Source organism: Sphingomonas sp. DC5200-1 (genome assembly GCF_049897245.1).
In the GTDB taxonomy this organism is placed as follows: Bacteria; Pseudomonadota; Alphaproteobacteria; order Sphingomonadales; family Sphingomonadaceae; genus Sphingomonas; species Sphingomonas aquatilis.
Map to the genome: position 1 here is coordinate 430186 of NZ_JAFCVW010000005.1, position 13771 is coordinate 443956.

Here is a 13771-nt window from a genome sequence, read left to right on the forward strand (position 1 = left end):
TTGTATCCAGCGGGAAACACGAGAAATAGTATTTAGCGCAACGACTTATTGGTTCCGCAGCAACCTCTGTTTTTCGTATAGACGCAGATCAATCCGCTTCTTGCCTCATCACGACCGGGAGCGGTGCGCGACTATTGATCCATTACTGTCTTATCGTGGCATTCGTTTTTCCGGAACGTCCATCGTCGGGGCCAAAACCGCAGCAGAATGGCAAGCAGCGCGCCCGGTCAGCGCGCCGATAGACGGTCTCGGACGAAGCGCGTCATACAGTGCGCCGCCTCCCGATCCTCGGGCGCTCCGCCGAAGCCGCCATGGGGCATGGCTTCGAAGACATGGAGGTCTGCAGGAACCCCGGCCGACACGAGCCGGCGGTGCATGCGCACGGTGTTGGACAGAAACAGGTCGCGTGTGCCCGTGAGAAGGAAGGTCGGGGGGAAGTTGGCGACATCACCGAACAGCGGTGACACGAGAGGATCGCTCAGATCGGCCCCACCCGCATAGAGCCGATTGCTCGACATCAGCGACGTGGGCAGCATCCCGTCCACGCCGGCGTTGACCACGAAACTGTCGCCGCTTTCCGTCAAATCGACCTGCGGCGACAGCAGGACCAGCCCGGCCGGCATCGGCAGGCTCTCCGCCGTCGCGCGCAGTAGCATCGCGGCGGCGAGATTGCCGCCGGCGGAGCGTCCGCCAACGACGATCCGTTCGGCCGGGTACAGTCGAAGCGCAGCACGATAGGCCGCCAGGCCATCGTCGAGGCCCGCCGGGAAGGGGTGTTCGGGCGGCAGGCGATAGTCGACGCTCCAGACGCGCAAGCCCAATTGATCGGCCAGCGTCCGTGCGCCATGCCGGCACGCCTCGCCACCGCCGAAGACCAGCGCACCGCCGTGCAGGTCGATATACACAGCGTCCTCGGCGATCGGGGCAACGGGCGTGGCGACATGGACGACCGCATCGTCGCACCGGATCGTCTCGACTGCGGCGGTGGGCGCGTCCGAGGCCGCGGCCAGCATGCGCGCATAGTGGGCATCGACCGATGTCTTGACCGCTTGCCACCCCGCCACGTCGTCATGGTCCGGCATGGCGAAGCGCGCGTTGACCGGCACGCCGTCCGCGTCGATCAGCCGCTCCAGCGCCGCCTGCGCCTCGGGGCTGATCGAGCTGGGCGACGGAATGTCTCGCGGCGTCAGCCGGATCGAACGTGGGCGTGCGGTCATGGGGCGGTCCAACGGCTTCGGCCCCTGCCGGTCGGTCCGGCGGCGGGCGGGCAGGGGCGCGTGTGGACGTCCGTCCGGCTTATGTCGAGGGCCGGGCTCGAACGCCGCGCGCGTTCACCTCATGCCTGCCGGTCGCGGATCAGCGTCGCGACCACGGATGGATCGGCGAGCGTCGAGGTGTCGCCGATCGTATCGACCGCGCCTTCCGCGATCTTGCGCAGGATACGGCGCATGATCTTGCCGGAGCGGGTCTTGGGCAAAGCGGGGGCGAACTGAATCGCGTCGGGCGTCGCGACCGGGCCGATCTGTCGCCGGACCCAGGCGCGCAAGGTGTCGCGGAACGCCTCGTCCTCCATCGCGTCCGCGTGGAGCGTGACGAAGGCGTAGATGCCCTGCCCCTTCACGTCGTGCGGCATGCCGACGACGGCAGCTTCCGCGACGCTGGGATGGGCGACGAGCGCGCTCTCGATCTCCGCGGTGCCGAGGCGGTGGCCGCTGACGTTGATGACATCGTCGACGCGGCCGGTGATCCAATAATCGCCGTCCGCATCGCGGCGGCAGCCGTCGCCGGTGAAATATTTGCCGGGATAGGTGGTGAAATAGGTCTGGATGAAGCGGTCGTGATCGCCCCACATCGATCGCATCTGGCCGGGCCAACTATCGGTAAGGACCAGATGGCCCTCTGCCGCGCCGTGCAGAACGCCGCCCTCTGCATCGACCAGCTCTACCTGGACGCCGGGCAGTGGCCTGGTCGCGGCGCCAGGCTTGGGATCGGGCGTGTGGGGCAGGGGACAGATCAGCACGCCGCCCGTCTCGGTCTGCCACCACGTGTCGACAATCGGGCAGCGGCCGTCGCCGACGACGCGGTGATACCAGGCCCAGGCTTCCGGGTTGATCGGTTCGCCGACGCTGCCGAGCAGGCGCAGGCTGGTGCGGCGATGGCGGGTGACGTGGTCGTCGCCTTCGCGCATCAGCGCCCGGATCGCGGTCGGCGCGGTGTAGAGCACGCTCACCCCCAGCCGGTCGACCGTATCCCACAATCGCCCGTGGTCGGGATAATTGGGGACGCCGTCGAACATCACCGTCGTCGCGCCGTTGGCGAGCGGGCCATAGACGACATAGCTGTGCCCGGTGACCCAGCCGATGTCGGCGGTACACCAGAAGACGTCCCCGTCGCGGTGGTCGAAGACCTCGCGGAACGTCTTGGCGACCCACAGCAGATAGCCGGCGGTCGTGTGGAGCACCCCCTTGGGCTTGCCCGTCGATCCGCTGGTGTAGAGGATGAACAACGGGTCTTCGGCCTCCATCGCCACCGGCGGGCAGACGGGCGAGGCATCGGCGATCACATCGTCCAGCCACAGGTCGCGGCCGGGCGTCATCGCAATATCGCCACCGGTGCGGCGCAGGACCAGCACATGCTCGACCGAGGGGCAGGCGCTTAGCGCGGCATCGACATTGGCCTTCAGCGGAATGCGACGGCCGCCGCGGCAGCCTTCGTCGGCGGTGATGACCAGTTTCGATCCGCAATCGCGGATCCGGTCGGCGAGTGCATCGGGGGAAAAGCCGCCGAACACGATCGAATGGATCGCGCCGATCCGCGTACAGGCGAGCATCGCCGCCGCCGCATCGGGCACCATCGGCAGGTAGAGCGTCACGCGGTCGCCGCGTCCGACGCCAAGCGACGTCAGCACGTTCGCCATTCGGCAGACGCGGTCGTGCAACGCGCGATAGGTAATGCGCGCGCCCTCGCCGGGTTCGTCGCCTTCCCACAGGATCGCGACCTGATCGCCCCGCGTCGCCAGGTGCCGGTCGAGGCAATTGGCGGACACGTTGATCTGGCCGCCGTCGAACCAGCGGATCCGGAAATCGTCCGCTGCGAAGGACACGTCCTTCACCGTATCGAATGGCCGTATCCAGTCGAGCTGTGCGGCCTGATCGCGCCAATAGGCATCGGGCGTCTCGATCGCGGCGCGGCATTGATGCTCATATTCGGCAGGGCCGATGCCGCCGGAACGCGCAGGGGTCGCTGGAACGATATCGAGCATGAGGCGGCCTTTCGTGACGCGGGCTGCGCATCCGATCGAGATGCACAGCCCGTCGATGCGGTGGGATCAGAAGAACAGGATCGCGCCGAGCGCCAGTGCGTCGGAGCTCGCGTCGTTGCCGTTGTGCGCGCGCGACATGGTGTGGGTGTATTCGCCGATCAGCGTCACCCAGCTGTTCAGGCCATAGCGCGTCTGGCCGACCCAGCTCGCGTTCCGGCGGACGAGGGCGGAGATCGCCTCACCCTGCGCCCGCGACAGGTAGCTCGCGCCATAGCTCGCCCCCAGCGTCAGCTTGCCGATGCCATAGGTGCCCTGGACGTAATAGCCGTTGCTGTCGCGCTTGCGGCCGAGCGCATCGGTCGACAGCAGGAACAGGCCGATCGTGCCGACGCCGGTGCCGGTGTAATAATAGCCGGTCAGGCTCGCCGGACCGTAGGACAGCTTGGCGCCGGCATCGATCGCGCGGCCGGTATAGGCCGGCAAGCCGCCGATCGCGTCATGGCCCTGGATCAGCCCGCTGACCCACAGATGCGCGCCGAGGCCTCCGTCGGTCGGCACGAGGTCGTAGGTCGCCTTGGCCTGGAAGCCGATCGTCTCGTTCGTCTCGGTGCGGCCGATCGTGGTCAGCGGCTGGAAGACGCCTGCCGCGAATTGAAAGCCGCCGAATTTGGGCGAGGCATAGGTGATCTGCGGCTGGAAGTCGGTGTAGATATACCCCAGCCCGATCCGGCCGAGCGACGTGTTGGACGGCGCAGCGTTGCCCGCGGCGGTGCCGACCGACAGCAATGTGATGTCGTTCAGGATCGCATCCGACCCGAACAGGCCGATATCGCGGCCGATCTTGATCTCGCCGAAGCCACTGCGACCGAACGTCAGATAGGTCTGGCGGAAATCGATGCCGGAGGTTTGCAGCGCCTGGGGGGCGCCCGCGCCGTTCGCGCCGGAATTGCCCAGGCTGGAATTGATGCCGGGGTACATGCCGAAATGCGCGCCGACGTCCCAGCCGCCCTGGGTCGTCGAGACGTCGACCTTCAGGAAGCCGGGCAGCAGCCCGTTGCGGATCGCGGACGTGTCGTTGCCGACGCTCGCGAGCCCGCCCGCGACGGTATTCGCGGGCGTCGCCGCATCGGCGCTGTCATGGACGTAGAAGCCGTTGACGGAGCCGGAGAATTTCAGCGCGACATCGCCGATCACCAGCCCCACGCCGCTGTCCGCCATGCGCACCAGCTTCTTGTCGTCGAGCCGTTCGGCGGCGGCCTGCTGCGGCGCCTCTGCGGTGTTGGCGGCGGGGACGGGGCTGGGTTGTGCCGTCTTGCGGGCGAGCAGCGCCTGATATTCGTCCTCGGTCAGGATTCCCTTTTCCTTCAGCTTCAGCAGCAGCCCGTCGGTCGCATCCTGCGCCGCGGCGGGCGTGGCGATGGCGATGGATGCGAGGGCGACGGCGCCCAGCAGGCGGGCAACGGCTTTCATGCTAATCCTCCCCTGTTCGGCCCGTGGTCTCGGGCTCGTGTCGGCAAGGCTGATGGAGACGGGCGCGGCGCGGTATTGGACTTTCGATCCCGGACCAAAGTGGGACGGCGCGGCGATGGCCCTGCCTTCCCTACCGCACGACCCCTACCGGACGACGACACCCCAGGGCGCGCGGCCGACCGGGACTGTGGCGATGGCCTTGGCGCTGGCGAGATCGACGACGGTGACCGTGTCGGACAGGCCGTCGCTGGAAATGGCGCGGCGTCCATCCGGCGTGATCGCAACGCCCCACACGCGCGGGCCGACGGGAACGATGGCGCGCGTCTTGCGCGTCGCGGTGTCGACGATCGCGATCGCATTGCCGCGCCCCAGCGCGATCACCGCCTGTCGCGCATCGGGGGTAAAGCGGATCTGCACCGGCATGACTTTTTCGGGGGCGATGCCGGGCACCGTGAAGTGCAACGTGTCGATCACCCTTCGGCTGGCGACGTCGATCACCGCCACGCTGTTGCCGAGCTCCGCCGACACCCACAGCTGCTTGCCGTCCGCAGAGAATTCGGCGTGGCGCGGCCGGTCGCCCGTCGGCGTGGTCGCCACCACCTCGCGCCGCGCGATGTCGATCCAGTGGACCGCATTGTCCGTTTCGGAGGTGGAGACCGCGAACCGGCCGTCGGGGCTGACCGCCATCCCCTCGGGCTCGACGCCGACGACGACCTGGAACGCGACCTTGCGCCCCGGCACGTCGATCGCGGTCACCGTCGCATCGCGCTCGTTCGAGGCGAACAGCAGTGTGCCGTCCGGCGACAGCGCGAAGGTTTCGGGATCCTCCCCCGACGGCAGGTTGGCGACGACCTTGCCCGATGCCAGATCGACCACCTGCACGGCGTTTTCGTCGCTGGCGCAGACGTACAAGTACCTGCCGTCGCGCGACAGGACGATGCCGCGCGGGCGTCGGCCGACGGGCCAGGTCACGATGACCTTGAGCGTGGCGGCGTCGATGACGCTGATCGTGTTGGCGCGCTCGTTCGAGACATAGATCGTCTCGGCGGTCGCAGGGGTAAGAGGGGCGGCGAGGGGGGCGGCGAGGGCCGCGATGAGGAGCAGGGATCGCATGACCGCATCCTAGCCCATCCCGGCGCGCCGCCCCTTCGTACCAAAGTCCAATAAGTCCCGATGCTTCGCCGCGGTTAGGGTCTCTGCCGAGCCGCCGTCAGGGCGGCGGGAGAGGATGATGCCGGTGAAGGGTTCGCGTATCGCATTCGTCTGTTCGGCGCTGATCGCGGCGTCGTCGATCGGCTATAACGTCTTCGCGCATGGCAACGTCACGCCGCAGGCGGTCGACACCAGCAAGCTGCCCGACATCAAGCCCGACAACACGACATGGGTGACGAAGAACCCCTATCGCGATGACCCTCAGGTCTATGCGATTGCCAAGAAGATCGGCGAGAGCGCCTATGGCGGCAATTGCGCGCGTTGCCACGGGCTCGATGCGATCTCGGGCGGCATTGCCCCCGATCTGCGCTACCTCGACAAGGGCGAGGCCGGCGACGAATGGTTCATCCAGCGCTTCCAGCATGGCTCGTCGCGCGACGGCAAGGTCTATATGCCGCCGATGGGCGATGCGCTGGGGCAGAAGGCCGGCTGGGCGATCCGCTCCTGGCTCGACACGAAGCACGAGGAATGAGCGGGGCATCCTGCCGCGCACCCACCCGCCGCGCGATTATCGCGGGCGCACTCGCCGCGGCCTTTGCCCCCGTCGGAGCGATGGCGCGGGGGCTCGACACGATCACCGAGGCGGGTGTCGTGCGCATCGCGGTCTATCGCGATTTCGAACCTTGGTCGTGGAAGGGCGCCGACGGCACCGTCATGGGCATCGACGTCGACCTCGGCCGGGCGATCGCCAAGGCTTTGGGAGTGCGCGCGGAGATCGTCGACTTCCTGGCCGACGAGGATGTCGGCGACGATCTGCGCAACATGGTGTGGCGGGGCTCTCTGGTCGGCGGACAGACGTGCGACATCATGATGCACGTGCCGGTGGACCGGCAGCTGGCCCGCGCCAACGACCGCGCGGTGATCGGCGCGCCTTATTATCGCGAGGGCTTCCTGATGGCCTGCGGGGTCGAGACCGATTGCGAGGTCGCCCCCGCCGCCTTCAAGGGCAAGCGGCTGGTGGCCGAGCTGGATAGCGTGCCCGACTTCTACTTTTCGGGCAGCTTCGGCGGCGTGTTGCGCACCGACACGCGCCACCTGATGAGCGGCGCGGCCGCGGTCGATGCGGTCAAGACGGGTGAAGCAGATGTCGTGCTCGCGACGCGTGCGCAGATCGAGCATGCGCTCGCTGCCGGCGCGCCGCGGGTGAAGACGCGCAAGGGGCCGCTGCCGGCGCTCCCCAGCGCAGGCTGGGACGTGGGCCTGGCGGTGAAGGACGACAGCCGCGACCTCGCCGACCGGCTCGACCGGATCGTCGCCGGCCTGCGTAGCGACGGCACCGTCGCGGCGATCCTCGCGCGCCACGGCGTCAGCGACCGCGCGCCGCTGGCGACTTGATCCAAGGTCCAATGCCACCGACGCGGATCCCGGATTAGGCTCGGCGTCATCAACCAAGGTCGCAGGGACGGCCGAACGGAGGGGAGACGAGAGCGATGAAGACCATGGCGACCCGGTGCGCGATGCTGCTGGCCGGCACGATGCTGGCGACGGCGGTGACCGCGACCGAACCGCGCGCCGCCATCACGGCGGCCGCCACGACCCCGCCCGCCGCCGCTCCAGCTGCCGCTGCTGCCGCTGCTGCGGGGGCAGGACCGACCGATGCGGACCTGATGAACGATGCGGCGACCCCCGGCGACGTCCTGACCTATGGCATGGGGCCGCGAGCGCAGCGGTTCAGCACGCTGACGCAGGTCAACGCCGCCAATGTCGCGCGCCTCGTCCCCGCTTTCTCCGCCAGCCTGGGCGGCGAGAAGCAGCGCGGGCAGGAAGCGCAGCCGATCGTCTATGACGGCGTCATCTACGTCACCGGCAGCTACAGCCGCCTGTTCGCCTTCGATGCGCGTTCGGGCGAAGAACTGTGGCAGTATGACGCGCGCCTGCCCGACGGGATCATGCCATGCTGCGACGTCGTCAATCGCGGCGCTGCCATCTACGGCGACAAGATCATCTTCGGCACGCTCGATGCGCATATGGTCGCGCTGAACCGCAAGACGGGCAAGGTCATCTGGAACAAGACTTTGGCCCCCTATGACGCGGGCTACAGCTTCACCGCCGCGCCGATGATCGTGAAGGGCAAGGTGATCTACGGCAATTCGGGCGGCGAATTCGGCATCGTCGGCAAGGTGGAGGCGCGTGACGTCAACACCGGCGAGCTGATCTGGTCGCGTCCGACGATCGAGGGCCATATGGGCCAGCTGAACGGCAAGGATTCGACCATGACCGGCAAGCTCAATGCGAGCTGGCAGGGCGATCAGTGGAAGAACGGCGGCGGCGCGACCTGGCTGGGCGGCACCTACGATCCCGATACCAACCTGATCTACATGGGCACCGGCAACCCCGCTCCGTGGAACAGCCATCTGCGCCCCGGAAACAACCTCTACACCTCGTCGACGCTGGCGATCGATCCCGACACGGGCGAGATCAAATGGCATTACCAGACAACCCCGCATGACGGCTGGGACTTCGACGGCGTCAACGAATTCATCCCGTTCGACATGGATGGGCGGAAGCTCGGCGCGAAGGCCGATCGCAACGGCTATTTCTTCGTGCTCGACCGGACGAACGGCAAGTTCGTCTCCGCCAATCGCTTCGTCTCGCGCACCGACTGGGCGACCGGCTTCACCAAGGACGGCAAGCCGATCTACGATCCCGCCAAGCGCCCGCCCGCGCCCAGCGCCGAAAAGGGCGCCAGCGTGTTTGCCGCGCCCAGCTTCCTGGGCGGCAAGAACTGGATGCCGATGGCGTACAGCCAGCAGACCGGCATGTTCTACATCCCGTCCAACGAATGGGGCATGGACATCTGGAACGAGCCGATCGCCTATAAGAAAGGCGCGGCCTATCTGGGCGCCGGCTTCACGATCAAGCCGCTGAACCCCGACTATATCGGCGTGCTGCGCGCGATGGACCCCAAGACGGGCAAGATCGCGTGGGAATATAAGAACAAGGCGCCCCTGTGGGGCGGCGTGCTGACCACCGCGGGCAATCTGGTCTTTACCGGCACGCCCGAGGGCTATCTGAAGGCGTTCGACGCCAAGACGGGCCAGGAGCTGTGGAAGTTCAACACCGGCTCCGGCGTCGTCGGCAGCCCGGTGACGTGGGAGCAGGACGGCGAGCAATATGTCGCGGTCATGAGCGGCTGGGGCGGCGCGGTGCCGTTGTGGGGCGGCGAGGTCGCGAAAGCGGTGCAGCATATCAACCAGGGCGGCGCGCTCTGGGTCTTCAAGCTGCCCAAGGCATGATCGGGTCGCAGGGGGCGTCGCCGGTCGCGGCGCCCTCTTCGCATCCGATCGCACTTATATTACAATCGTCTGCGGGGAGAGGGGGCGTGGAACGAGTCCTGATCGCGGACGATCATCCGCTGGTGCGCGACGGCTTGCGTACCGTCATTTCGGTCGCCTTCGACCAGGCCGACCTGTTCGAGGCATCATCGGTCGCCGAAGCGGTCGAGATCGTCGATCGCGAGGGCGATTTCGACCTCGTCCTGCTCGATCTCAACATGCCCGATGCGCGCGGCTTTTCCGGGCTGACGATGCTGCGCGACCGGTTTCCGTCGCTGCCCATCGTGCTCGTGTCCGCCGCGGCGGATAGCCAGGTCGTCAACGGCGCGATCGCCAACGGTGCCGCCGGGTTCATCCCCAAATCGCTGAAGCGCAGCCAGATCGTCGCGGCGATCCAGTCGATCCTGTCGGGTAACGTCTATATCCCCGACGATTTCGCGGCCCCGTCGGATGCCGAGGCGGAGATCGAGGGCATCCGCCGCCGCATCGGCACGCTGACGCCGCAGCAGCGCGTGGTGCTGGGGCTGGTCGTCGCAGGCAAGCTGAACAAGCAGATCGCCTATGAGCTCGACGTGTCGATGACGACGGTGAAGGCGCATGTCTCCGCCATCCTGTCGAAACTGAACGTCTACAGCCGCACGCAGGCGGTGATCCTGGCGAACAAGGTCGGGCTGGGGCGCTAGCGGACGCTGGCGAGCAGCGCCCGCAGCTGCGCGGGCTTCACCGGTTTCTGGAGGACGTGGAGCCCGGCGGCGAGCAGCTGTTCGCGCAGGTCGGGCATGCGATCCGCGGTGATGATCGCGGCGGGCACCTTCGCGCCGATATCCTCGCGCAGCGTCGCGACCGCGGCATCGCCCAGCGTGTCCGACCCCAGATGATAGTCCGCGAGGATGACGTCCGGCCGCAGCCGCGACCGGCGGACGATCGCGCGCGCATCCTCCAGCGTTGCCGCGGTCCGCACCCGCACACCCCAGCCGCCCAGCATCGCCTGCATGCCGGCAAGGATCGATTCCTCATTGTCGAGCACGAGCACGGTCGACACGCCCAGCCCGCGTGCCGGTGCCGCGCTGGCCGTCGCGCCCGCCACCCCCGTCGCGGCGAGGGGGGCTTCGATCGAGAAGGTCGCGCCTGCGCCGAGCGCGCTATCCACACGCACCGGGTGGCCCAGCATGCGGCTGGCGCGCTGCACGATGGCGAGGCCCAATCCGATTCCCTGCGACGCGCCCGTGTTGAGGCGGCGGAATTCATCGAAGATTTCGGCATGGTGCGACGGATCGATGCCGGGACCGGTATCGGCGACGGTGATCGCGACCGATCGCCCCTCGGCCCGCGCGGTCATGGTGATGCTGCCCCGCTCGGTATAGCGCACGGCGTTGGACAGGAAGTTCTGCAACACGCGCCGCAGCAGCCGCCGGTCGGAATGTACCCACAGCCGCGTCGGCACGACGTTCAGCGTCAGCCCCCGCTCGGCCGCCACGACGGCGAATTCGGCGCGCAACGCGGTGAACATCTCATCGAGCGGGACATCGCCGAGGTCCGGGGTGATGGCACCGGCATCGAGCTTGGAGATTTCGAGCAACGCCTCCAGCAGGCCCTCGATCGAATCGAGCGCGGATGCCGCCTGATCGACGATCTTGCGATTGCCCTCGGCGAGGCGACGGCCGGCCAGCGCGGAGACGAACAGGCGCGCGGCGTTCAGCGGTTGCAGCAGGTCGTGGCTGGCGGCGGCGAGGAACCGCGTCTTCGACAGATTGGCCTGTTCCGCCGCCATCTTGGCCGCGCGCATCGCCAGCTCGGCCGCCTGCCGTTCGCGCACCTCCTGTTCCAGCTCACGCGTGCGCGCGGCGACCCGCTGTTCCAGCGCGTCGGCGGTTTTCAGCCGTTCGGTGACGTCGTCGAAGCTCATCACCATGCCGCCGTCGGCCGTCGGCTGGCGACGGATTTCGATCGAGCGGCCATCTGCCAGGCGCCGGACGGCGACGATCTCCTGCGTCGCCTCGGCGGGATCGCTGCCCTGCGTATCGACCCAGCCCAATGTGTCGGCGGCATCGGCGCGCGGTAGCTTCGTCTTGCACCATTTGACGAGCGCGGCGTGATCGGAGATGCGCTGCCGCATCCGCTGCGGCGCCAAATCGAGCAGGGTCAGTAGCGGATCGTTCCAGGCGAGCAGCGAGCGATCGGGCGCGAACAGGCACACGCCCTGCGGCATGGCGTCCAGCGTTCCCTGCAACACCACCGCGCGCTCGGCCAGCTCGCGCGCCCGTTGCCGTGCATCCTCCGCCTTGATGTCGGTGATGTCGGTGTAGACGCCGACGATCCCGCCTTCGCTGGTGCGCTGTTCATTGACCTGGATCCAGCGGCCATCGGCGAGCAGGATCACCTGCCCACCGTCGGCGACCTGATGGCGGCCGACGCGCTCGGACACCCAGCGCGCCGGCGAGACGAGGGGGCCAAGCGTCGATCCCACCTCGCAGATCGCACCGGCGATCTCGTCGAAGGCGACGCCGGGCTGGATGCGATCGGCGATCGTCGGCCAGAGCGATAGATAGGTGCGGTTGCACAGCACCAGCCGATCGTCGGTGTCGAAAATGGCGAAGCCCTCGTCGAGCGCCTCGATCGCATCGCCCAGGCGCCGCCGCGCGGCATCGGCGGCATCGCGGGCGTGGGCGAGCGCGGCATTGCTCGCCGCCAGGTCGTCGAGCGCGCGTTCCAGATCGGCGGTGCGTTCGCGCACCTTGCTCTCCAGCGCGATCGCGGTTTCGAACACCGAAAAGGCGTTGCCCTGCAGGTCGGTCGAGCGTTCGACCCGGTCCATCAGCGATCGGTTGATCCGCTCCAGCTTCGCGATCCGCGCCTCCAGCGCGGCAACGTGCGCGGCGTCGTCTCGCTCGCCGGTCATGGCCGCCCGATCGCCAGACCGGCGAAGGTCTGGTTGACGTGCAGCGCACGGAATTGCTCGCCATAGGTGTTGAAGCCGATGACGCCGCGTCGGGCGTAGAGGTCGGACACCGGCGTGCGTAGCTGACGCTGCGCGATCTCCACCGAGTTGAGCACGCAATCGAAGCCGAGGATGCGATCGATGCCGCCGATGTCGCCATCGAGCCGGTCGAACAACGCCTCCAGCCGGCCGACGATATCGTCCGCCTCGCCCAGCGTCAGCACGATCCCCTCGTCGATCGCGCAATAGAAGGTGAGGCTGCCGTCCGGATTGGCGGACTGGATCGAGCGGACGTAATATTCGCCGCCCGCCCGCACCATCAGCGGGTGCGCCGCGAACACCGGCAGGCCGAGCTGGTCGACCTGCGTCCCGACCAGCCGGGCATATTCCTCCGCGGCAGGCTCGGCGTTGATTTCATGGACGATGCGCCGGGTCGTGTCCGCGGCGGTGATGACCATCTTCACTTCGCCCGGCCGATAATGCTGCGCGCGGAACACGGTCATCGGCCGCGCGGTCGACAGGATTGCGATCACCGCAGCGTCGCGGCGAAACGCGCCGTCGTACAGGACGAAGGTCTCGCGGAAATCGAGGCCGTCGCCCGACGATCCACCGATCAGCGGCACGTCGCCCAGCGCATCCTGCAACGTCAGCGTCAGCATCTCTTCGCGGTGCGACAGGCCGTCGACCAGGAAGATCGCCGCATGGTTGACGCGTCCGCCGAAATGCCGCGTCTCCTCGGTCGCCTGGGCTACCATCGACCGGACGCGCCGCTGCGCATCGCCGCCGTCGAAATGGTCGAGGTCGGTGAAGCAGGTCGCGGTCAGGCGAAAGTCGCTGGCGGGGAAACCGATCGCCGTCAGCGTGCCTTCGCCCATGCCATCGGGGGTCAGTTCGCCCGACGACGTGCAGCCGACGATCGTCAGCCCCTCGCTGCGGCTGGCGATCGACTGCGCCAGCGCGTCCAGCGGATACCGGCTCGAACAGAATAGCAGGATGCCCGACAGTTCCGGCACGTCGAGCTGCCGGAACAGCGCGCGGATCGCCAGTTCGGGATCGTGTTCGCGCGTCGCGGCGACGCGAAGGTGGGACGAGGTGGGCACGGCGGCGATGATGGCAGCGGAGCGGGCGGCCGTCACGCATCATCTCCGCGTGGCGGTGGGCCGGCGGCGTCGAGCGCGTCGACCTCGGCATCGGTGAATACGCGGCTGCGCACGATGAAGCGCAGGCCGTCGGGGCCTTCCAGCGAAAAGCCGGCGCCGCGACCGGGGACGACGTCGATCGTGATCTGGGTGTGGCGCCAATAGTCGAACTGCGCGGCGCCGATCCACACGGGGATGGCGGCGTCGTCCGGCCCGACGGTGCCGAGCAGGATGTCCTGCCCGCCGACGCGGAATTCGCCCGCCGGATAGCACATCGGCGCCGAGCCATCGCAGCAGCCGCCCGACTGGTGGAACATCAGCGCCCCGTGCCGGCGGGTCAGATCCGCCATGACCGCATCGGCGGCGGCGGTGGACAGGACGCGCGGCGGAACGGTCATCGGCGGTGCCTTCGCAGACAAGGACGGCGACCCTCGCGAAGAGGGCCGCCGCTGGAGGATGCGGGGGTGGGTGGAAG

General features: G+C 68.0%; 11 protein-coding genes. 4 read left to right on the forward strand and 7 right to left on the reverse strand.

Annotated elements, in window-relative coordinates; genetic code table 11:
- Window positions 1-227: 227 nt before the first annotated feature.
- The 4 genes from ACP7A3_RS13795 to ACP7A3_RS13810 form a co-directional block, all read right to left on the reverse strand.
- Window positions 228-1217: an alpha/beta hydrolase gene (locus tag ACP7A3_RS13795; protein WP_426255980.1), complete on the reverse strand. Its 990-nt coding sequence runs from the start codon at window positions 1215-1217 to the stop codon at window positions 228-230.
- Between the two features lie 119 nt (window positions 1218-1336).
- The gene (gene acs / locus ACP7A3_RS13800; RefSeq protein ID WP_426255981.1) at window positions 1337-3262 is read right to left on the reverse strand and encodes an acetate--CoA ligase; all 1926 of its coding nucleotides are present in this window, start codon (window positions 3260-3262) and stop codon (window positions 1337-1339) included.
- Window positions 3263-3328: 66 nt separating this feature from the next.
- Window positions 3329-4732 carry a porin gene (locus ACP7A3_RS13805; RefSeq protein WP_426255982.1) on the reverse strand — a complete coding sequence of 468 codons (1404 nt, stop codon included), beginning with the start codon at window positions 4730-4732 and terminating at the stop codon, window positions 3329-3331.
- Between the two features lie 144 nt (window positions 4733-4876).
- On the reverse strand, window positions 4877-5845 hold the full coding sequence (locus ACP7A3_RS13810) for a PQQ-dependent catabolism-associated beta-propeller protein (RefSeq protein ID WP_426255983.1): 969 nt from the start codon (window positions 5843-5845) through the stop codon (window positions 4877-4879).
- A 118-nt stretch (window positions 5846-5963) separates the two neighbouring features.
- Between ACP7A3_RS13810 and pedF the strand changes: the two genes are divergently transcribed.
- The 4 genes from pedF (at window position 5964) to ACP7A3_RS13830 (ending at window position 9902) form a co-directional block, all read left to right on the forward strand.
- Window positions 5964-6416: a cytochrome c-550 PedF gene (pedF, locus tag ACP7A3_RS13815; RefSeq protein ID WP_426255984.1), complete on the forward strand. Its 453-nt coding sequence runs from the start codon at window positions 5964-5966 to the stop codon at window positions 6414-6416.
- Window positions 6413-7279 (forward strand): substrate-binding periplasmic protein, encoded by an 867-nt coding sequence (locus ACP7A3_RS13820; RefSeq protein ID WP_426255985.1) that lies wholly within the window; start codon window positions 6413-6415, stop codon window positions 7277-7279. The genes pedF and ACP7A3_RS13820 overlap by 4 nt, the downstream gene beginning before the upstream one ends.
- 122 nt (window positions 7280-7401) lie before the next feature.
- Window positions 7402-9180 (forward strand): methanol/ethanol family PQQ-dependent dehydrogenase, encoded by a 1779-nt coding sequence (locus ACP7A3_RS13825; RefSeq protein WP_413243596.1) that lies wholly within the window; start codon window positions 7402-7404, stop codon window positions 9178-9180.
- A gap of 86 nt (window positions 9181-9266) precedes the next feature.
- Window positions 9267-9902: a response regulator gene (locus ACP7A3_RS13830; RefSeq protein WP_017979124.1), complete on the forward strand. Its 636-nt coding sequence runs from the start codon at window positions 9267-9269 to the stop codon at window positions 9900-9902.
- Here ACP7A3_RS13830 and ACP7A3_RS13835 read toward each other — a convergent pair.
- Genes ACP7A3_RS13835 through ACP7A3_RS13845 form a run of 3 tightly spaced genes read right to left on the reverse strand, consistent with a single transcriptional unit; the run spans window position 9899 to window position 13694 of the window.
- Window positions 9899-12118 (reverse strand): NahK/ErcS family hybrid sensor histidine kinase/response regulator, encoded by a 2220-nt coding sequence (locus tag ACP7A3_RS13835; RefSeq protein WP_426255986.1) that lies wholly within the window; start codon window positions 12116-12118, stop codon window positions 9899-9901. The genes ACP7A3_RS13830 and ACP7A3_RS13835 overlap by 4 nt on opposite strands.
- Entirely contained in the window at window positions 12115-13293 is a 1179-nt protein-coding gene (locus tag ACP7A3_RS13840) for an FIST N-terminal domain-containing protein (protein WP_426255987.1), read from the reverse strand. Before ACP7A3_RS13840 ends, ACP7A3_RS13835 begins: the two co-directional genes overlap by 4 nt.
- Entirely contained in the window at window positions 13290-13694 is a 405-nt protein-coding gene (locus tag ACP7A3_RS13845) for a DUF779 domain-containing protein (protein WP_426255988.1), read from the reverse strand. Before ACP7A3_RS13845 ends, ACP7A3_RS13840 begins: the two co-directional genes overlap by 4 nt.
- Window positions 13695-13771: the final 77 nt, after the last annotated feature.

Coding starts and splice junctions, on each gene's coding strand:
- ACP7A3_RS13795 (WP_426255980.1), bottom strand. CDS start 1,217: ATGACCGCACGCCCACGTTCGATCCGGCTGACGCCGCGAGACATTCCG.
- acs (WP_426255981.1), bottom strand. CDS start 3,262: ATGCTCGATATCGTTCCAGCGACCCCTGCGCGTTCCGGCGGCATCGGC.
- ACP7A3_RS13805 (WP_426255982.1), bottom strand. CDS start 4,732: ATGAAAGCCGTTGCCCGCCTGCTGGGCGCCGTCGCCCTCGCATCCATC.
- ACP7A3_RS13810 (WP_426255983.1), bottom strand. CDS start 5,845: ATGCGATCCCTGCTCCTCATCGCGGCCCTCGCCGCCCCCCTCGCCGCC.
- pedF (WP_426255984.1), top strand. CDS start 5,964: ATGCCGGTGAAGGGTTCGCGTATCGCATTCGTCTGTTCGGCGCTGATC.
- ACP7A3_RS13820 (WP_426255985.1), top strand. CDS start 6,413: ATGAGCGGGGCATCCTGCCGCGCACCCACCCGCCGCGCGATTATCGCG.
- ACP7A3_RS13825 (WP_413243596.1), top strand. CDS start 7,402: ATGCTGCTGGCCGGCACGATGCTGGCGACGGCGGTGACCGCGACCGAA.
- ACP7A3_RS13835 (WP_426255986.1), bottom strand. CDS start 12,118: ATGACCGGCGAGCGAGACGACGCCGCGCACGTTGCCGCGCTGGAGGCG.
- ACP7A3_RS13845 (WP_426255988.1), bottom strand. CDS start 13,694: ATGACCGTTCCGCCGCGCGTCCTGTCCACCGCCGCCGCCGATGCGGTC.